Annotated in this window: 9 protein-coding genes; 8 read left to right on the forward strand and 1 reads right to left on the reverse strand. The window is 54.0% G+C overall.

Translation table 11 applies throughout. From position 1 onward, the window contains the following. The first annotated feature begins 736 nt into the window (after positions 1 to 736). From DBV39_RS01240 to DBV39_RS01285, 8 genes are all read left to right on the forward strand, one after another. A complete protein-coding gene (locus DBV39_RS01240) occupies positions 737 to 5,596 on the forward strand; it encodes a glycosyltransferase (RefSeq protein WP_227870756.1) in 4,860 nt (1,619 codons plus the stop codon). 85 nt (positions 5,597 to 5,681) lie between these two features. Then, positions 5,682 to 6,869, forward strand: coding sequence for a hypothetical protein (locus DBV39_RS19335; RefSeq protein ID WP_159078717.1), 1,188 nt, complete (start codon positions 5,682 to 5,684; stop codon positions 6,867 to 6,869). Continuing rightward, positions 6,870 to 8,228, forward strand: coding sequence for a glycosyltransferase family protein (locus DBV39_RS01255; RefSeq protein WP_108620008.1), 1,359 nt, complete (start codon positions 6,870 to 6,872; stop codon positions 8,226 to 8,228). Between the two features lie 20 nt (positions 8,229 to 8,248). Next, positions 8,249 to 9,415: a nucleotide sugar dehydrogenase gene (locus DBV39_RS01260; protein WP_108620009.1), complete on the forward strand. Its 1,167-nt coding sequence runs from the start codon at positions 8,249 to 8,251 to the stop codon at positions 9,413 to 9,415. Positions 9,416 to 9,540: 125 nt separating this feature from the next. After that, positions 9,541 to 11,808 carry a heparinase II/III family protein gene (locus DBV39_RS01265; protein ID WP_108620010.1) on the forward strand — a complete coding sequence of 756 codons (2,268 nt, stop codon included), beginning with the start codon at positions 9,541 to 9,543 and terminating at the stop codon, positions 11,806 to 11,808. Next, complete coding sequence (locus tag DBV39_RS01270; RefSeq protein WP_108620011.1) at positions 11,801 to 13,324, forward strand: class I SAM-dependent methyltransferase; 1,524 nt, start codon at positions 11,801 to 11,803, stop codon at positions 13,322 to 13,324. Before DBV39_RS01265 ends, DBV39_RS01270 begins: the two co-directional genes overlap by 8 nt. 1,233 nt (positions 13,325 to 14,557) lie before the next feature. Beyond that, positions 14,558 to 16,570, forward strand: coding sequence for a class I SAM-dependent methyltransferase (locus tag DBV39_RS01280; protein ID WP_227870955.1), 2,013 nt, complete (start codon positions 14,558 to 14,560; stop codon positions 16,568 to 16,570). A gap of 211 nt (positions 16,571 to 16,781) precedes the next feature. Further along, positions 16,782 to 18,074 (forward strand): glycosyltransferase, encoded by a 1,293-nt coding sequence (locus DBV39_RS01285; protein ID WP_159078718.1) that lies wholly within the window; start codon positions 16,782 to 16,784, stop codon positions 18,072 to 18,074. 97 nt (positions 18,075 to 18,171) lie between these two features. Here the strand turns inward: DBV39_RS01285 and DBV39_RS01290 are convergent, their stop codons facing one another. Beyond that, positions 18,172 to 20,541, reverse strand: coding sequence for a glycosyltransferase family 2 protein (locus DBV39_RS01290; RefSeq protein WP_108623014.1), 2,370 nt, complete (start codon positions 20,539 to 20,541; stop codon positions 18,172 to 18,174). Positions 20,542 to 21,189 lie beyond the last annotated feature (648 nt).

Here is a 21,189-nt window from a genome sequence, read left to right on the forward strand (position 1 = left end):
GAGCTGATAGCTCGGCTCCATGAGGTGGATCGACTGGTGCTCAGATTATTGACTTTGTTGCCTTTGCGTACCATGGATTGTCCATATTCCAACTCGGCACCGTCGATTATGACAGATCTTGCAGTTGTTTTATTGGGCTTGATGGCGCGCCAGGCCAGGACGATTGCGGCATCGTAAGGGTTGTTAAAGCACTTTCTTTGCGTGGACATTATTCGCTGAAGTACCAGAGATAACAGTAACCGTTCAGGTGGATTGCTGAACTATTTTGTTAATTTTCTACTTATAACAAGAACAGAATATGGATGAAATGCTTGTCCTGGCCAATCAGCTGGCGTCGCAGAAGACTTCCCCGATACGAGCTATCAAAGATCGAATTGCGTACGTCGTACCCAGCGACTTTCCTTCGCGACGCAGTGATGATGCGCTTCGAACCCATTGGGTCGCTCAAACGCTGAGAGAGCATGGGTTGGAAGTGCTTTGTTTTGGGATGTCGGCATCATCCAGTGGGCCGGGTTTTCATAGTGATGATGACTCAAGAGGTTTGTTCAACAATAAGAAAGAAGGTATCTGCTACTTCGATTGTTCACGAGGTCCAGTTCAGATCGGTACAGAGTCCGATCAGCTGAATGATTCTGTTGAAATACTTCTGGAACGATTCAGGATCTTTCGTCCAAGTGCTGTGTTGTCGGTGTCGGATTGGAGGATTGGGCTTCCTGCGTGGGTAGCCGCTCAAAGTATGGGCGTCGAATTTTTCTGTGAAGCCCGGACGTTCACGGATCTGGAGATGGAGTCAGGTGTTGTAGATACCTCTCCACAGCTGGATCCCAAGTTAGTCGCGGACCGCGAAGCCTTTGTCGCAAAAGATGCGAAGGCTGTTTTTACGCGAAATGCGCTCATGAAAGGAGAGCTGGTTCATCGTGGAGTGAATGAGAGCAAAATATTTCTCATGCCCGACGGTGTGGGTTCTCCTAACGTCTTTGAACGGGCTAGTCTTACGTTGCGTGAAGAGCTAGGCATCAAGCCAGATGAAAAAGTTATAGGCTGGTTCCGGTGGGGCAGCCCCTATGAAGGTCTGGATATATTGCTCGACGCCTGCACCGAACTGGTGCAAAGCGGCGAAAAACTCAAGCTGCTGCTGGTCGGTGACAGCCAGCCCCTCATAGGATCTTCAGCCGCCCACCTAGCCGATAGCGGGCTCAAGGAAACCCCACCCTGGCTGATTCAGGTTGGGCGGGTACCGCATGAGCACGTCGCGGACTACTACGCGCTGCTGGATGCGGTGGTGATCCCCCGCAAGCCCCTGGCGGTGTGCCAGCTCGTGCCGCCCATGAAGGCCGCCGAGGCCCTGGCCTACGGCAAGCGCCTGGTGGTCTCGGATGTGGCACCGCTGGCCGAGTACGCCGCCAATTTTGATGGCGTGGTGAGCTTTGAGGCCGGCAGTGCCAAAAGCCTGGCCACAGCCCTTCAGAGGTCACTGAAGCTGCCAGCGCCAAAGCCAAGTACCGAGCTGCTGTTCTCTGCGCATACCGAGCCGATGGTGAAGGCGCTGAGGGGGGAGGGGAGTGCTCCGTGGCAGAAGGCGATGGCTGAGGCGCAAGCCAAGCCGCAAGCGGCTCCGGTGGCGCCACCCAAGCAAGTCAAGCTGCGCGACGTCAGCCAGGTGGACTACGCCACCGCTAGCCAGTGGTTCTACCGCCAGGGCAATCTCACCGACACCCTGCGTGCCCTGGAGAGCCTGCAGGCCCGCGGCGTAAAGCTCGACAAGCCCAAGCGTGACTTCCAGGCCTTCGTGGCCGGTATGGCCAGGCTCAAGGGCGGCTGGCCGCTGCCGCCTCGCCAGCCCAATGCCGGCCTGATGAGCCGCCGCCAGAACGTCCTCTACTGCCTGCACCAGTCGGTGCCCCACGCCACCAACGGCTACTCCACCCGCTCCCACGGGGTGGCGGTGGGCCTGCAGCAGGCGGGTTTCAAGGTGCGTGCCACCACGCGGCCCGGTTTCCCCTGGGATGCCGGTGCCAAGGGGCTGAACAAGGGCTATCACGAAGCCGAGGTGGAAGGCGTCACCTACGCTGCTTGTGCTGGTTGGAACCTCAACAAGACCCCGCTGGACTACTACCTGGCCGAAGCCGCCGACCATTATCTGCGCGAAGCCCAGACCAGCGGAGCGGAGATCATCGCCGCCGCCTCCAATCACATCACGGCGCTGCCCGCGCTGATGGCGGCACGCCGCCTGGGTCTGCCGTTCGTCTACGAAGTGCGCGGCCTGTGGGAAGTCACTCAGGCCTCCACCCAGCCGGAGTGGGCCGGTTCCGAACGCTACCAGCTGATGCGCGAACTGGAGCAGCAGGCCGCTCTGGAAGCGGACTTGGTAATTACCCTCACCGAAGAACTTGCCGACGAGCTGGCCAGCTGGGGTGTGCCCCGCGAGCGTATCGAGGTAGTGCCCAACGCAGTCAACGCCGAGCGCTTCCAGCCCATAGCTGCAGATGCCGCCATAGCTAAGGAGCTCAAGCTCAAGCCCGGCGTGCCGGTGATCGGCTATGCAGGTAGCGCCGTAGCTTATGAGGGCCTGGAGCTGCTGATGGAAGCCATGGCCACTCTCAAGAAAAATGGCCAGGCCTTTACCTTCGTGCTGGTAGGCGACGGCAAGGTGATCGATACCGTCAAGGCCAAGGCCAAGGAACTGGGCATCGAAAAGGAGTGCCGCTTTACCGGCCGGGTGCCGTTCGAAGAAGTGCCGCGCTATCTCTCCTGCATGGATATCCTGCCCATTCCGCGGCTCTCGTCGGCGGTCACCGAGATGGTCTCTGCCCTCAAACCCCTGGAAGCCATGGCCATGGGCAAGGCCTTGGTGCTCTCGGATGTCTCCCCGCATACCACCATGGCCGGGCCGAACGGCGAGCGTGCCCGCTTGTTTACCAAGGACAGCGCCCAGGCCCTGAGTGAGGCCCTGCAGGCGCTGATCGACAGCCCCGAAGAGCGTACGCGCCTGGGCCAGGCCGCCCGCGCCTGGATTGAGCAGGAGCGCACCTGGAACCACGTGACCCGCCGCTATGCCGATGCCCTGCAGCACGTGCGCCGGAGCAGGACCGCGGAAGTGGCCAAGGCTGCTCTTGCATCTGGCAAGGGCAAGAACAACGCCAAGCGCCTGGAGCAGATCACCCTGGGGCTGATCGCCGATCAGTTCACCACCGACACCCTGGCCAGCGCCGTCAAGGTGGTGCCGCTCTCACCGGAGAACTGGCGAGAAGAGCTGACCAAACAGCCCATCGACGCCATATTCGTGGAGTCCGCTTGGAAGGGCAACGACTGGCAGTGGCACCGCAAGGTGGGCTACTACAGCGATGAGGAGTTCGCGCCGTTAAGCGAGCTGCTGACCCACTGCCGCGAGCAGGGCATCCCCTCGCTGTTCTGGAACAAGGAAGACCCGGTCCACTTCGACCGCTTCCGCAAGACGGCTGCGCTGTGCGATCACGTTTTCACCACCGACAGCCGGCGGATCATTCCCTACCTGGCCACCCCGGGTGCCCTCAGCCAGACCGCTAGCAGCGGCCCCTTCTACGCCTCGCCGAAGATCCACAACCTGCTGCCTTCCACGCGCGAGTGGCAGGCCACCGCGGCCTACGGGGGCACCTACTACGGCAAGCGCTACCCCGAGCGCACCGAGTACATGGACAAGATCATGAGCGCCGCCGCACCGCTGGGCCTCACGATCTACGACCGTCAGCACGACGACCCGGAATCCCCCTACAAGTACCCGGGGCCGCTGGGGGGCTATGTGGCGGGTAGCCTCAGCTACGAGGAGATGATTCAGGCCTACAAGGCCCACCCGGTGCAGATCAACGTCAACTCGGTGCTGGATTCCCCCACCATGTTCTCGCGCCGCGTGGTGGAGACCGCCGCCTGCGGCTCGCCGCTGATCTCCGGCCCGGCCCTGGGCATGAACCGCTATATGGAAGGTGCCGGGCATATCGTGCGCACCGAAAGCGACGCCGCCCAAGCCCTGGAGAACCTGCTGCACCACCCGGCCTACCGCTGGCGGGTCGCCTTGAAAGGCGCACGGACCATCATGCGCGCCCACACCACCCAGCATCGCCTGGTGCAGATGCTGCGCACCGCCGGCGTAGTGATGCTGGCCCCCGAGCCGCCGGCCATCACGCTGCTCACCGAAGAGGTCACCAATGCGGCGGCAGGGCGACTGCTGGCCCAGACCCTGCGCCCCCAGCGCATTCTGGCCAGCCAGTGGCAGGCAGGCGCCAAGGCAACGCTGGAAGCCGCCGGCATTGCCTGCGACAGCCCCCAGGCACAGAGCGCCGAAGCGGGCAGCCTCTGGCTGCTGGCAGCCCCCTGCACCCTGGCAGACCTCGAACCGGAAGACCTGGAAGACCTCGCCTGGCCCACGGTCTATGCCCCTCAGGCGCGCATCGGCTTTAATCGACGCCCGGAACTGGCCGAAGGCGAGTGGCCTGGTGTAGCGCTGGAGAATCATCCCATCGACGCCGGGCTGCAGCTGGTACGCCCCAATACCGCCATGCCGGCCAGCGATCTTGCCGGTTGGGGCGCCCAGCAGCCCACCCTGGCGCTGCGCAAACCGCCGCAAGTTCACGAGCAAGCGCCCAACGTCGCGCCCAAGAAGACGGTGGTGATCGCCGGCCACGACCTCAAGTTCATCAAGCCGCTCTACCCCTATTTCTCGAAGGCGGGTATTCGCCTGCTGCTGGACTTCTGGACCGGCCACAACCAGCACAACGAGACCGCCAGCAAGCGCCTGGTCCGCCAGGCCGATACGGTGTTCTGTGAATGGACCCTGGGCAACGCCATCTGGTACGGCAAGCACAAGCGGGAAGAGCAGAAGCTGGTAGGCAGGCTGCACGCGCAGGAAATGCGTAGCGCGCTGTTTGAAAAGGTACCGTTCGAGGCCTTCGATACCGTCATCTTCGTAGGCCCGCACATGCTGCGTAACGCCCAGAAGCGCAACCCGGTACTCAAGAAAAACGGCGTGGTGATCTACAACGGCGTAGATATCGAAGCAATGCAGGCCGTATCCCGCAAGCCCACCAACGGCAAGGTGCTTGGCCTGGTAGGCATGGTGCCCCAAAGCAAACGCCTCGACCGTGCGTTGGACATCCTCAAGGAGCTGCGTAAGGAAGACGACGGTTACACCCTGCGGGTAAAAGGCAAACGACCGGAAGACTACCCCTGGATGGCCAACCGCCCCGAGGAAGTGGCCTGGTACGAAACCCAATACCGCCGCCTGGAAAAAGACCCGATCCTGAAAGGAGCAGTATTCTTCGACCCCCACGGTAACGATATGCCCGAGTGGTATGCCGGCATCGATGTCATCCTTTCTGTCAGCGACCACGAAAGCTTTCATCTTGCCATTGCAGAAGGTGCCGCATCAGGCTGCACGCCGATCATTCTTCCCTGGGAAGGGGCGGATGAGATCTATCCGAAGGAGTGGGTGTATGCGGATGCCAAGGTGGCGGCTGACGGCATAAAGGCTGGCCCGGGGGATCAGGCCAGATTGAAAGGTTTTGCAAAAGAAAAATTTGATATTGGAGCGGTGGAAAAGGCCATTGTTAATGCCCTTATGTAAAGGAGTGGAAGGCTATCAAGGGTCTTACTTCTCATGCATCATCTATATTCTTTATTTTTGATGCCGTTAATTTTTAAGGTTTGTTATGGCTATTGATATTAAAGACTACTCACCTTCTGGCTTTGTATCTGAGTTGTTGAGTTCCCGGATTAAGATTGCAGATGCCTTTTCTTCTGTTAGAGCATATGTCCATAGCTCAAAAAAAGATGTACAGAATGATTGGTTTGAAAGCCTTGTTGATGAGCTTTTGGAAGTTTTTGAACAAAATTCTGAAGGGCATGGGTTTGTTTTTGAGCTAGCGGTCTTTGCGAATGCAAGGTTGGCTGGAACTGATGCTTTTAAAAATAATCTGGAGAAATTTTCAATCTTGAGTAGAGGCTTGCAGGAGGGGGATTGTGAATCTCATTTCGCTAAAGGAGTGGTTAACTACATTCTTGGTGATTATGCGCATGCAGAAAAAAGCTTTCAGCTTTATGATAAAAACTACCCAAGGCCACCGCTTTTTCATAGAACTGGAGGGCCGATGTATAGGAATCCTTACGGTCCCAAAGTATGTGGTAAAGGACGTTTTCCAGGGCGTTTTGAGGTTGTTAAGTGCTCTTCATCAAAGGCGGGCCATGTTGTGTTGGTGTCTTGTGATTCTGGCTATCTTGCAGCATATGGAAGAGATTTTTTTGACTCGATCAAGAAGCTAGATCCCTCACCTTGTGTTCACTTTCACGTTATAAACCCTGTTGAAGATATTTTTAAAAAAATCAGCTTTATAAGTGATAGTGCTGTTGGGTTGTCTTTTGAGAATATTTGTATAAATCAGATTAAAACTTACTCCTCTGTGTCCCGCTATGTGGTTGCGGGGAAGATTATGGAGATTTACGATAAAGATATAGTGGTGTCTGATATAGATCTGGAATTTAAGATCTCCCCGAGAGATGTTGTTGATCTCGTTAGCGGCGATTTTGGTCTTTATGTTAACGAGGGTAAAGGCAGGTGTTTTCCTTGGACCTATGTTTTGGCTGGGCTAGGGGTCTATAAAAGAAATTATAGCTCAATGTCTTTTTTGGAAGATGTTTCTAGCTTTGTTGATGGCGTTTTTAATGATGAAGAGAGCTGCTGGATGCTGGATCAAGTGGCACTCGAATATGCTCTACGTAGAAACGAAAATATACCTTTTTCAAATTTAAGAGAATTGGGCTGCCCTCTTTCACAGTTTAGCAATAGGCCGCAGCGCCGCAAGTTGGCAAAAAGTTTTTTGATAGAGTGTGGAGAAGGGTAATTGAGTTATATTAACTTGGATTTCGATATTGACAGTGTGGTCGAAAAGATTCAGCTCATCAAAAGAAAAGAATTCTTTGTAATCCTCAAGACGAAAAATGAAGTTGAGCTGCTGGAAGACTGGATTGAACACTATGGGAAGATGTTTGGCTATGAAAGCATAATAATACTGGATAACTATTCTGATGAGCCGTCTGTGCATGAAGTTTATTCAAAGTACTGTGATAAGGTGGGCTTGATCGCTACTTTTGGTGATGGTGATAGAGGACACAATTTAATTCATTATCCAGAGAGCAGGAAGAGCTATTCAAGGTTTTATGAGGCAGTTAAGGAGAGGTGTCGTTATTTTGGTTTTTTTGACACAGATGAGTTTTTGGTTTTTATAGATAACAAAAGGCTTGTGACTGGTGAGGAGGTTCGCCGAAGGGCTTCGACTTGGTGCAATTTTAATAAAGGAAAAGTTCTACACTGCTATTGGCTAAACAGTGTTCCAGGGAGAAGTGATAGATATGTCTTGGGGGATAGTTTCTTAAAAATTTTCGATGGAGTGAAAAAGGGCAAGTACTTTATGCCCTCTGATGTCGGGTGCAAACACCCTAGTGGGCATAATAGCTGCTCGCCCATCAGTTGTGCCCCCCATGAAGTGTCTATGAACTTTTGGTTGCTGCATCGGCAAAGTAGTTCTCTCGAGAGGCGAATTAAAGTTAATTATAATAAAATAAATAGCAGAGGTATGTTTAAAGAAAATGTCACCTTGAGCGATATATTGAATAACCCGCGGCACGACTTGCTTGCCCATGGTGATAATGGTGTCTGCAATTCTTATATGCAGCAAATAATTAATTTTTTCAATAGCGCGTCTTTGAGCGATCAGGGGGAGTGGCTTTCATTTCAGGGTGAGAAGCTGTGCTTTTCTAGCGATAAAGCCGAGAGCAACTTCTTAAAGTTCATAAAAAATTCGAATTTCAAAAGGTGGGTGTCCTTGTATTTTAAGAGCCCTTATTCTTGCGCTATGAATAAGCAGCCTATGATCGATATAGGTGTATATGGTGAGGCGTATAATCTCGGGGTTGAAAAGATTAGTGGTTGGGTTCTAGATACTGCTTCAGAGGAAGTTCCGGTAGTTGCGCTAAAATGGAATGGTGAGATTCTTTTTGAGTTCAGCCCAACGGTTCGTGAAGAAGTTAAAGGGGTTGCTTTTAGTGAGGCGACTCATTTTTATCTAAATGATGATTTGATGGGGATTTTGAGGGAAAAAATAAGAGATTGTAACGGTGGAGGCACATTAGAGCTGGTCTTTAGGCGGACTAATAAAAGGCTACGTAATGGTGTGAAATCTGTTGCGCATATTACTAATTAAGATTTTAACAATGGTTTCGTATGAAGATTGCTGTTGTAGGCACTGGCTACGTGGGAATTTCCAATGCTATTTTACTATCCCAGAATCAAGAGGTAATAGCGGTTGATGTTGATGCTACCAAGGTAGAAATGCTGAATGACCGGCTTTCGCCTATTGAGGATGCGACCATTTCAGCGTTTCTCGAACGCAGCGATATTTTCTTTAGCGCTACGTTGGATGCCGAGGCGGCTTACTTGGGCGCGGACTATGTGATCATCGCCACCCCCACGGACTACGACCCGGAGACCAACTACTTCGACACTTCGAGCGTGGAGTCGGTGGTGCGCCAGGTTATGGCGGTGAACCCGCAGGCGGTGATGGTGATCAAGTCCACCGTGCCGGTGGGCTATACCGCCGAGGCGAGCGAGCGCCTGGGCACCCGGAACCTGATCTTCTCGCCGGAGTTTCTGCGCGAGGGCAGGGCGCTGCACGACAACCTCTACCCCTCGCGGATCATCGTCGGCGAACGCTCGGAGCGGGCCGCGGCCTTCGCCGAGCTGCTGCGCCAGGGAGCGATAAAGCAGGACGTCGAAGTGCTGCTGACCAACAGCACCGAGGCCGAGGCGATCAAGCTGTTCGCCAACACCTATCTGGCCATGCGCGTGGCCTACTTCAACGAGCTGGATACCTACGCCGAAACTCACGGCCTGGATGCGCTCCAGATCATCCAGGGCGTGGGACTCGACCCGCGCATCGGCCACCACTACAACAACCCCAGCTTCGGCTACGGCGGCTACTGCCTACCCAAGGACACCAAGCAGCTGCTGGCCAACTACCAGGACGTGCCCAACAACATCATCGGCGCCATCGTGGAGGCCAACCGCACCCGCAAGGATTTCATCGCCGAGGCGGTGCTCAGGCGCAAGCCCCGGGTGGTGGGGGTTTACCGCTTGATCATGAAGGCGGGCTCAGATAACTTCCGCGCCAGCGCCATGCAGGGGGTGATGAAGCGCATCAAGGCCAAGGGTATCGAAGTGGTGGTCTACGAGCCGGTGCTGGAAGAGGCGACCTTCTTCGGCTCCCGGGTGGTGCGCGACCTGGAGGCCTTCAAGGCCCTCTCCGACGTGATTCTTGCCAACCGCATGGTGGATGAGCTCGCCGATGCGGCCGAGAAGGTCTACACCCGGGACCTGTTCGGCAGCGACTAGATTTAGCGTATGCTTAACTTTCCGAGTGCTTTATGTGATGATCAAGTTGATTGATCATGGGTATGGTAGACGCTTTCAGAAATTCAAATAATCTTTGGGGTGATTTTGATTAATAGTAGGTTGTTATGCCGTTAAAGCCCAGTGACTCTTATGAAATCTTGTGCTGCGTCGATAATAAGGTTAAGAGGCTTTCGGCTCAGTCTCGTAACAAGGAACTGGGCGAGAAGCTGGTCGTCAAGCAGCAGCTTGAGCTGGCTCCCTTCAAGGCCGTCCCATTTTCTGGCTGGGGTGACTGGGAACAGGACCCGCTCAACAACCGTAGCTGGCAGTGGCGGCTGAACTGGCTGTCGTTTCTGTCTTACCTGATGGCTTACCACCACGCCTCTGGCGATGAGGCGGTGCTGGACTCGGCCCGCGAGGCGATTCAGTCATGGCTGGATGCCTACCTGGAAACGGACACCAGCTACCCGTTTGAGTTCATCTGGCACGACCATGCCACCGCGCTGCGTGCGGAACAGCTGGTGCTGTTTGCCTACTACTGCCGCGAACACGCCCCCGAGTGGGTGAGCAAGCATGCTGAGTTTCTAACCTATCTGGAGCAGGCGCTGGTGGTGCATGGCCAGTGGCTGGCCAAGGATAGCTTCTATTCTGAGCACACCAACCATGGGCTTGAGCAGGCGCGGGTGCTGCTGCTGCTCGGCACCGTGTTCGAGGGGGAGCAGGCCCGGGAGTGGCAGCAGATCGCCATTCGGCGCATTAGCAGCGAGCTGACCTTTGCCTTTACCGATGAGGGCGTCCACGTCGAGAACAGCCCTGCCTATCACATCTTCGTTTTCAAGGTGTTCCTGGGCATCATCAAGGACTACCCGGAGGAGGTGCTGGGGGATCTGGCCGAGCAGTTCAGCCAGTTCTCGGCCAAGGCGCTGTCTTTCATCACCCATATCCTGCGCCCGGACGGCAAGCTGCCGCCCATTGGCGATACCGAGCAGCTGCCCACCTCGGATGCCTACCGGGACATGTTCGGCCACCGCCTGGAGTACCAGCACTTCCTCTATGCCCTGACCCAGGGCAAGCAGGGTATTAGGCCCCCGGTGCTCAACCGCGTTTATCCCAAGTCCGGCTACGCGATTTTCCGCGACCAGTGGCCCGCCAAGGAGCATTACCAGAAAGCCTTTCATCTGATCGCCAAGGTGGGTTGCTCCAGCCGCTATCACCATCAGCAGGATGAGGGGCATATCAGCCTTTATGCCGGCGGTGAGGACTGGCTGATTGATTCGGGTCTTTACAACTACATCAACAAGGACCCGGTGCGGAAGTACATGCGGGGCCGTCCCGGCCACAACGTGCCGATCATCTCCCATGCCAGCTATGCCAAGGAGTTCCAACACCGGCTAAGCGCCTGGCAGGTGACCGATCACTCGGAAGCCGCGCCCGCCCCACAGCTCACCATGAGGCTGGACGTGCTACCTCCGGTGGTTCACGAGCGTAAGGTAGCCTTCGATGCCGCGGCCAAGGTGCTGAAGGTAGAGGATACGGTCTCTGCCGATGACGGCCAGCAGCGTAATGTCACCTTTCAGTGGCACTTCCCCAAGGACAAGATGCTGACCATCGAGGATAGCCAGGTGGTGGTCATCAGCCCCACAGGAAGTCGGCTGACCATTGAGTTCGAGGGCGAGATCCCGGATAACCTCTCGGTGGCGAAGGGGCGCGAGGGCGATAAGGTCTTCAGCTGTATTTCCTACAAGGCCAACCAGGTGGAATCCAGCCAGGTGCTGCGGGTGATGTTCAAGGAGCGCCGTGGGCTGAACGTCACCACACGTTTCCGCTTTGCCATGGCCGAAGACAAGGTTGCACCGGCATCCGAGAAGGCAGATATCCCCGAGTTTCCGCTAGCAACGCTGCTGGGGACCAGCCGGCAAGTCGATCCCGTAACTCAATCGGTCATGATCGGAAGCTCACCGGCCTATTTGGCGCTGGTCCGGTCGCACCGGGAGCAGATGATTGGACATGTCAGCCTGCTGGTAAATGATTCCGCAGACTGCAAGCAGGCCCAGGCGCAGCTGAAGGAACACTACCTGACTACTTGGCTGAGCTGCCGCCCGCTGACGTCGACACCGCTGATCACTGCCGACAAGGCCGCGCTCAAAGGCCTGGAAGGCATCGGCCGTCTGGTGATCACGCCAACTGGTTTTACGGAGAAGCGCTTGGCTACAGTGCTTCTGACCATGCTGCCGCCCCTATTTAAACGCATGACCAAAACTGGGGAAGTGTGGATCAGCACGGACCTGCCAGATTCACTGAAAGCCCTTTGCACCACTTGGGCAAAACGGCGCGGCCTAGCGGTCAACGTTGTCACTGGCCTGGGTGCTGCCATGGAGGTGAGCCATGACTGAACAAGAAGACCTGCCCTCTGATGAGCCCCGAGAAGAGGATGTTTCTGAAGAGGTGAAGGATCAAGCAGCCTCTGAGACAGAAAGCGAAGGTTACGACGAGCCAGACACTGATGACTCTCCGGAGTTTCGCCTGCAGGAACTATCCTTCGAGTATGCCCGCGAGCGGGCATCACTTGCTGAGCAGATTAGTCAATTACAACAAGAGAATGACCGCCTTCAGTGTCATATCCGGAAACTCGAGCAATTCGGCGGGCACACATGGTCTGGCGTCTCCTCACCCGTAACCAACGACCGCTATTCTCAGCGTTATTTTTTTTCCCCTTCTCCACTTGAATCTTTGGCGACGGTTAAACATCGAAGCCAGATGAACCTCGAGTATTGCGAGCTTGATGTGTCGGATCTGACGAGTGCTCTGGTGGCTCGAACAGACATTTCCAGTCTGCTAGTCTTGGGTAATGTCTCGGACAAAAAGTGGCTGCAAGATGTGGCTGGTCGAGCAGAGCACGCCCGACTTCATTTGTTTTATTCTTCTCGTCGTAAAGATGTCAGTGAAATGCTGAGTGTCCTGGGTTCTGTGATGAATGGGCATCCGCAGATCAATTTACACAGGATTTCGGAACCATCCGCCTTCGATTCACTGGTGCCGGCGTTAATGCGTGGTGTGCGATCACCAGTTCTCGTGCTTCTCAGGCCTCAGTTCGTGTCAGACACTGGCATTGACTGGAACTCTATCGCCCGGATGATCTCGTTACTTCCTGATGGATCGCGGGTATTTAGTGAGAAACTTGTCAATGAGTCTTTCAAGGCAGAGCTAACGCGAGTCACAGAGAACAGTCTGATTGAGTTGGCCTGGTTGTCTCCGTTATCCGTGATACTGGCAGACGACGAGTCAGAGGAGTTGGCTCTTGGGGATGTGTCTGGCGAAGCTGAACATGTGGCATTTTCTGATTCTGATGTTTCCGGCGAACTGCCTGCGATACTAGCCAGTCTATCCCTTCCTTCGTCATTTGGTTTTGCCGAGGAAGCGACCAGCGCGTTGAGCAAGCTTCATGAACGCATCAAGTTCAAGAAGTACCGACAGATCGTTGAAATAGGTGCGGGTATCACCACTCTGGTCATTGCCGATGCATTGCGTCAGAACTCAAGAGGGCAGGCTGTTTCGCTGGGACTCTCGGAGGGATCTTTGACGCAGGTGCGGTCATTGTTGCGCGAGAAGAATCTTGATATTTGGGTAGAGTTGCGCAGCATTGATCGTATGACACCTGTCGAGGCTGCAAGCTCGCTAGACACGGTAGCGACTCCGGGAAGGTGGGAGTCCACGATTGATCTCGAAGATCCGCTATACGGGTTGGAAGGAGTGGATCTCGTTTGTGTTCACATGGACAGTGAGAGCGATTTTGGTGAAAAGGTCGAACCCTTGCTGCGAGAAGTCTCGAAGCGGCTGTCTGCCGATGCGGAAATATGGCTGGACGGTAAGGTTCTGCCAGCCAGCAGTGGAGGTATGGCCAGTTTTTGAGGGCAGGGCACCCCGGCTCATGCGAGACACGAGATGCCCGTGGCTAAAACGCTGTTTGACTTGGGCCTGCGAGGCTAGATCGCAATCGAGGTAGCGACACTTGCCGGTCGGAACGTTACCCGCTGGATCAGACGGCCATCTTCACCGCGTTCTGTGGGCTGAGGGAAGGTTCTGCATTTGAATTCTCCAAGCCCTCTAACGGACACCGTACCATTCCGGGTGCTGATAATTATTTGCCGGATCAGTTCGATCGATTGAGCCAGCATGGCGGCGGTCATTCTGACATGCAAGCTCGCATAGTCTTCGTGCATCCGCTCATTAACTACTGATGCAAGTTTTCTGGGTGTAACGTATTCCCTATTCGTTGTCAGATCGGGTTCTTCAGTTGGCCGGTGCTTGCAATTGGCTGAGTCCATCGAATGATGGTCATGTGGATGTAGAGATTGCTCCTTTGAGAGGTGGTCGATCGAAAAGCATTGTTCGCATGGCTGTCCTTCTGCGTGACTCCGGTCTGCTTCCTCAGAGTGTGATTTCTTGTGGATTTGAGTGCATATCGTCTCTTTGGCCAGATCGATCAGACCGTTTCTGACCTGAGTAACCCAGTCTTGCGTTTGTTCAGCATTGTGCTCATTGATTTTTCGCCACGCAGCTGTCCAGTCCATGGTAGGGCAACCTTTCCGTTTGAAGATGAATCGCAAATGTAAGACTTTCTTTGTGTGAAGGGTGTTCAATGCGCGTCATGTTGGACTAGTCTGTGACTGCACGACTGGCCCTCAGGTAACTTGGGCTTGTGACTGATGACTTGAATGACAGTCGGGTTCTGTCGTGCTGACATCACCATCAACCAGATAGCTTAGGCCGATATAGTAAACAGTGGAACAGGATCCACGGTGTGAAGATGTGTTCAATAGACAACGAATGTTGCTCGAAACTGAGTTTTTCACGACCGACGTAGTACTGTGCATGGTGGCAACCTCTCTCGGTGTGAATCCAGAGAGTACATGAGCCAACTTTGACAGAATTGTTTACACAGCTTTTCGAGGCTGTTCATTGAGCGATAATCTTGATTGTCTATTTTGTTAAGAAAAAGTATCCATCATGACTGACACCACTCCCCAGTACTCAAATCGCAACCAGGTTGCCCAGACACCCGCTATGGGTTTGATTGCGCAGGGAGCGGTCTTCTGGAAACCAGACTACCTCGTATCCTCCCCGTGGCTAGAGCACTTGCCGATGCTTTTCTGGTTGGTTGAAGCTGTTCAGCCTCAGAACGTCGTTTCCTTGCATCTTGGAGGTGGCGCACACCACTTTGCAGTATGCCAGGCGGTCGAGCGTTTACGACTCGATGCGAATTGTTATGCCGTTGATGCAGAGTTGAGTGAAGAAGTCTTTCAGCGCAACGAAAACTATGTTGCTTTCTCGCAGTGTATCGAACAGAGCGCTGTTGATGCCGTTAAGCAGTTTGCTGAAGGTTCGGTTGATCTGCTGTTGCTCGACGGATCATCCCCAGCAATAGAAGATGAGGTTGAGGCCTGGGCACCGTTGATGTCCCCTCAATCAGTCATGGTAATCCTTGGCACCGCCAGAAGAGGAGATGGAAATCACGGTAGACGTGTTTTCGATGGTTTAACAAAGAAGTATCCATCCCTTTCGTTTACTCACGGCGGTGGAGTGGGTCTTGTGGCTGTTGGGTCGAGTCCACGGTTGCTTATCGCGCGACTGCTTGAGCTTGCCGACGGCGCAGGAGGCATTCAGGTCGCACGGGAAGTATTTGCGAGACTCGGGCGTGCCTGTCACGATGCATGGGTCGTGGCGGATCGAGAAGCTCGCTTGGTAGAAGTAGAGAAAGCTCTCAAAGTGCAAGAACAAGAGGTTCAAGTGCTCTCTGAGCGTTACCAGAGTGCAAGTAGTGAACTGACGAGGCAGGAGGCTAAGTCCGCTGAGTACGCGAGACGCATTGAACAGCAAGTAGAAAGAAATGCACAAGAGCGAGGTGGAATGGCTCAGCGCGTCAGCAGCTTGCAGGAGGAGCGTGACACGCTTCGATTGGAGGTTGACAGGCTCCAACATCGGTTGGCTGACAGCAGCAGGTTGCTTGATCAAAAAGCCGAGCAGCTGATTGCAAAACAGTTGGAACAAAGCCAGCAGGCGCTCGAGTTCGAGAAGCTTCGAATTCAGGATGAGTTTCGTGAAGAACAACTCACAGCAGCAAAGGAGCAGCTGTTAGAGATCAAGGAGTCCTTGCTTGGTGAACAAAAGCGTGCTGATGGCGCCCTACAGCAGGCTCAAGTCGAACGTGCAGAAAGAGAAAAACTCCAGAGTGAACTGACGCAAGAGGTTACTCGCCTGAACCAATCGCTAGTCGCCGAGGCTAAGAGGTCCCACGAGACTAAGAGTCATCTGAGCGAGGCTGAAGAACGTCTTCAGGATAAGGACACTGAGAATCAAAGGCTCCAGGGCGAGTTGGCTTCATCGCAGGCGCTGACTAAAGAGTTGACCTCTCGGATCGAAAATCAATCGAAGGAGAGTGCAGAGCAGTGGGATGCACTCAGGCAAGCACACGAAGCGCAACTAGCTGAGCATGATGCTGCAATTGAACAAGTCAAAATCGATGCAGAAGATATCAAGACAGACCTGGAACAACAAGTTCTTCAATTGAAGAGCCGTTTGCATGATGCCGAGGAACGAGCGGCTCGTCGCGATAGCGAAGCAGAATCTCTTGCAAAATCCTTGTCAGAAACGAAGTCTTCACTCCAGGCGCTTGAAAGCCAGTTGCAACAACAAAAGCAACTCACATCTAATTTACAGTCGGTCGAGAGTCAGCTTCGACGCCAACTCTCGGAGAAATACACCGAGATTGCTGCCTTGACGCAGATGCTGGAGAATGCGACGTCTCCAGAAGGAACTCAGATTGATCAGAATGCGCGCAAGCCGGTTGATCAACCAGTTTCAACCTCAGGCGGAGGATGGTTCAGCGGTAACAAACGAAAGCGAGAAGAAAGGCGACTGGTCGAACTCATCGAGAACAGCCGTGAGTTTGATGCCAAGTGGTATCTGGAGAAATACCCCGATGTTGCCAAGCATCCTGAGTTTTCAAAGGCACCTGCGCGGCACTATCTGAAGTTTGGCGGTTTCGAGGGAAGAGATCCTGGTCCCGGATTTGATTCGGCTCATTACCTTGACACGCACTCTGAGCTCAAAGCGTCCAGAACCAATCCGCTGGTGCATTTTCTGTCAACGCGATGATCACGTTTTGTAGTGCCTGGTTAGAGAGCCTGGTGGGGCTATTTGTTCGGAGATTTTCCAATCCTTTGTGTCGAGCGAATGACACCCTGATTGCTCTCCTAGGCGAGGCGGAAACTCCTCGATACAAGGACTCCGCTTGTGCTATGACAGTTTCGAGAGCGACGAAAGCCACTCAGTGGTGGTATTGTCGGCGAGAGCTGTGGATCTGCTCATGGACGCACTGATTCAACATGCTGTTGGTTTAGCAGAGTGCTCCCATGCGCCTGTTTCTTCAGTCAAATCTCGTATTGCTTACATCGCTGCGCATGGCGTGAGCTACGCCAGCAATGGATATGCAGTCAGAACGCATAGTGTCGCATCCGCGCTCAAAGGCCATGGGCTGGATGTGCTGTGCATGGTCCAGCCCGGTCGGCCGTGGTCCCTTACTGGTTCAGGAGTGACGAGTGTTACATCTGTAGGTCCGGTAGAAGAGATTGATGGCGTTCGCTATGTGCACAGTCCCTTAGGTAAAGTGGCTTCTGATCCATTCGATATGATCTCAGCAAGTGCCGCAACATTGCAGGAGCTGTTTCGAGTATTCCGCCCGTCAATTGTGCTTGCCGCTTCGGACTGGAAGGTGGGGATCCCTGCCTGGATAGCAGCGAGCCGAATGGGGTTACCGTTCTTGAATGAAATCCGCGGATTCTGGGAGCTTTCAGAAGCAGCAAAGAATCCCTCGTATACGGAGCGTCAAGTTTTCAGGGAGGCGAGGGCATTAGACACGTTTGTCGCGCAGAAGGCGCAACATATATTTACCCTGAATCCACCCATGCGCGATGAGCTCGTGCGGCGTGGTGTGGATGCCAGCAAGATTGGTCTTGTTCCGAACGCGGTCCGGAGACGGGAGACGTTGCCAGATGCCGGGTCGTCGGAAGTGAGGGCGCTCAGGGGCCGCCTTGGAATCCAGTCCAGCGATAAAGTCATTGGCTACATCGGTAGCTTCAATGAGTACGAAGGGCTTGATTTGTTGCTTGATGCCTGCCACAGGCTGCATAGAGAAGGCGAGTCGTTTAAGCTGATGCTTGTTGGCGATGATCAACCACTGGCCAATCGCCTGAAGCCATTGTCCGATAGGCTAGTGGAGTCGGGTCAGGATCCCGTCTGGTTGATCAGAGCAGGTCGCGTACCTCACACTGAGGTTCAAGCCTACTATGCGCTCGCTGATGTAATTGTGATTCCGCGCAAGCCTTATGCGGTTTGTCAGTTGGTGCCACCCATGAAGGTTGTAGAGGCGCTTTCTTACGGCAAACGTATTGTCGTGTCAGATGTCAATCCGCTCGCGCACTACGCCAACCAGTACGAAAGGATTGTTGCGTGCAAGGCCGGTGATGCAGGTAGTCTGGCATCGGGTCTCATGCAAGCATTGCGTAGCGCTGCTCCTACGGTTGGTGATGAGATTCTTATGTCGAATTGCGTTTTACCGATGGTACGAACCTTTGTCACCTTGTCTGAGCATCCAGGATGAGACTTCGTCCAGGAATCAGGAGACTTTGTTGTTCACTCTATAAGAACGCGCGTTCATGATTGTGAGCAGCGGTAGAGTTTCAAGATTGTATGTTTGACTATTCGGTCTTTTCACCCCATGCTTTTACCAAAGCCTCTTCGAAAGCTTCGAGACCTATCTCCTGCAGATAACCGGGCTCTGCAATGATTCGGCGTGTTTCTACCGTTTTTCGTTCATCGGGGGTCAGTCGCTCAATTTTTTCCTGAATCTGCGACCGGAGTGATTGTCCGACGGTCGGCGGCATGATGACGAACCGGCCATTGGTCTGGGCTGCCAGAAATGAAGGCTTGATCTGCTGAACAACAAACGGATCAATATTGCCTGCGCTGTGCACGAAAACAATCCGTTTGAAGATCCGCACAAGGTGGTTGAACATGGCATAGCTCGAAGATGATCCGAACAACACTAACGTGCCTTTGTTTAGTGCTTTCGGGTATTCGGTGACTATCAGCCGTCCAAAGTTCGGCAAGCCGTTGTCGTACTTTTTTTGTCGAACGTGATTGAATGAGGTAAGTACCTGGACCTTTGAGGATTGTCTTGGTGTCAGTTTGTTACCCAGATCCCCCCCCATCTCTCGTAGCGCATAAACGTCTTTCTCAAATGCTTGCTTGCAGCGATGTACGTTGACCCCCAGCCTGCCTGCAAGTTCGAGTGCGGCGTGCATCGCACCCCGGTGCGACCAGTGCGTGTCGGTCGGGATGAACGCTTCTTCGCCAAGATCTCGCAAAGTATCGTCCGGATAGACTAACGGGTGCGTTGCGGAAATCGCTCTGACCTGATCAATCGGACCTGCAGTGCCGGGCTTTCTGGGGTGGTATCGATTCCCCAGAATGCTTTCTTTAGATGGCGCAATGAGAAGGGCCCATGGCACACCGAGCTTACTTGCAAGTTTTCCAGCCTCGGTGAAGTAATCTTGCCAGCCCGTGAGGCCTGCTGTGCTCAGACGCATATGACCAGTGAACTGATCCACACTGCCATTGGTGTCGTTATCGAGGAAGAGCCAGCCGTGTTCGCCCTTAAGTACTTTGGGGCGATCCGGGTACTCCGACGGATCCTCGACATGAACGTCAGGTAAACGGAACCTTTCACCCTCACAGTCAAGCCAAAGACGGAAGTGCCTTAGTTGGAGTGGCACAGTAAAACTGAACCCACATGTCAATTGAGCATGATTCTCAGGATCGGCTTCGAGGATCTGCGTGATGACATCTGGCCTGGAAACGTTAAACGGGTATTCGAGTTCGAACTGGCTATTCCACTCTGCGATGATCTTCAACTGCTGGCGCGAATGCTCAAGCTCCGGGTGCAGCAATAACCAGCCTTGAACGACACGGCCCGATTTTGTAACGAACGGATCCCGTTTAACCGAGGGGTAGTCGAGTTCGAACCGCAAGACGGGTGATGCAGAGGCCGGTTCACCACCGGGCAGTTTTCTCTTGAACCAGGAAATCAGGCTGGTCGAATGTGATCCGCGGTGACTCTTGCCTGCAGGGGGCGACACGGAAAACACTGACTGCTTTGAGGGCGTCTTAGACTCAGTTGCCTGTGGCGAAACATTCGGCAAGTGGGGGGGTGCTTGCCCGACAAGCTTTTCAAGTATTGCCAGTTCTGCTTTGACCTTTGGCACCCAGGGCAGGGCTAACTCACACACTTCGTCATTACGGTCATGCTTCTCGAAGTATGTTCGCTGTTTGTTGTATCCAGGGGTTGCAGCACTACCGCGGCGAGCCTTGCCGAGCACGAACTCTTCGACCGATCTGACCAGATAGTGGTTGAGGCGGGCGCCTTTCCAGCAAACGGACTGACTTAACCCAGAGCGCTGTTTCCCTTCCTTATCAATTCTGATTTCGAGTGGAGAGCCTTCTGCATTAACGTATCGACCGCGTTTGAGACGAGCGTAGTGAGGGTTGCCAAATGCCTGAACCCAGTCTGGTCTGACGATGCTTTTGAAGTGCCGATTGGGCCCAAAGTAATGTGGCGCACGCTGTGTGAAACGCTCGATGATCAGGCCGACATCGCGGAACTTGGCGCCCCCCGATCCGAAGCAGGCCCAGTTGACTGCGACAGCACCGACACCATCGTCAGAAAACACGGTCTCCAGCCAAGGCACAAGTCCTTGGTCAGATTGTTCCTGCAACGGCAGCAAATACTCGTCTGCATCAATGAAAGCGACGACATCGCAAAGGTTCCTGCATTGTGCAAGGATTCGCTGGTAGGCGGGTAGTTGTGGTTTGATCCCCGGCTCACCAGGAAAGTCGATCAATGTGAGCCAGCCTTGGAGAGCCAGTGCTGCCAGGCATTCGCGCGTACCGTCGGTGCTAGCGTTATCTGCAATGAAAAAATGGCTGGCACCCATCACACGGTGAAAAGCTAGCCATTCCAGGATGCTGTCTCGCTCGTCTTTAACAATGGCTGCTAACGCAAACTTCACACTCACTCCAGCAGAATCCTGCAATGCTATAAATCATGGCCACGCGATGACCCGGAAACTGACTCATCGAGTCAGTCAATTCAAGAGCGTCACCCAATATACGGGTCTCTCATAAGGCTAATTCAAGCCTTTGACTATCCTTGGAAAATTAATACAAACAGCTGTTGGTAATCACCAGATGCATCCTCGGCTCGACTTGTTCTATCCAGGTGTGACTCGCATCTGAGATTACTGAGTGAAGCACAGTAGCTGCCACTGTTGGCGCACGTCATGCCAGAGTCAAATTGCATCAGTTGAAGTGGTTTGTCCAACTGGTCAGTTTGTTCGGCTGACGTGATGCAATGACAGTCAAATTCGCCCCAATACCCATCTGTTGCGCGGTACCGTCGCAGCGTGCATGATGTTTGAATCATACTGGAACCTGATGCGGATCCTCCGTGGTCAATGGGGGACCAATTGTGAATCAAGTCGCGCTTTCAGTTATTTACATCGCCATGTTGTCCAACTCGCAAATGATGCGACCATGAATCAAGACGTCACAGTCGAACCGTTGTGTTGAATGATACAACAGGGCTTCGGTCTCCAAATTCAGTGTTAGCCGGGCTGAGGTGTAACGGGCAGGGGCGAATGAAGCTGGGGCTACATCAC

Source organism: Orrella marina (genome assembly GCF_003058465.1).
Classification (GTDB): Bacteria; Pseudomonadota; Gammaproteobacteria; order Burkholderiales; family Burkholderiaceae_B; genus Algicoccus; species Algicoccus marinus.

Coding starts and splice junctions, on each gene's coding strand:
- DBV39_RS01265 (WP_108620010.1), top strand. CDS start 9,541: ATGCCGTTAAAGCCCAGTGACTCTTATGAAATCTTGTGCTGCGTCGAT.
- DBV39_RS19335 (WP_159078717.1), top strand. CDS start 5,682: ATGGCTATTGATATTAAAGACTACTCACCTTCTGGCTTTGTATCTGAG.
- DBV39_RS01285 (WP_159078718.1), top strand. CDS start 16,782: ATGGACGCACTGATTCAACATGCTGTTGGTTTAGCAGAGTGCTCCCAT.
- DBV39_RS01240 (WP_227870756.1), top strand. CDS start 737: ATGGGCGTCGAATTTTTCTGTGAAGCCCGGACGTTCACGGATCTGGAG.
- DBV39_RS01260 (WP_108620009.1), top strand. CDS start 8,249: ATGAAGATTGCTGTTGTAGGCACTGGCTACGTGGGAATTTCCAATGCT.
- DBV39_RS01270 (WP_108620011.1), top strand. CDS start 11,801: ATGACTGAACAAGAAGACCTGCCCTCTGATGAGCCCCGAGAAGAGGAT.
- DBV39_RS01280 (WP_227870955.1), top strand. CDS start 14,558: ATGCTTTTCTGGTTGGTTGAAGCTGTTCAGCCTCAGAACGTCGTTTCC.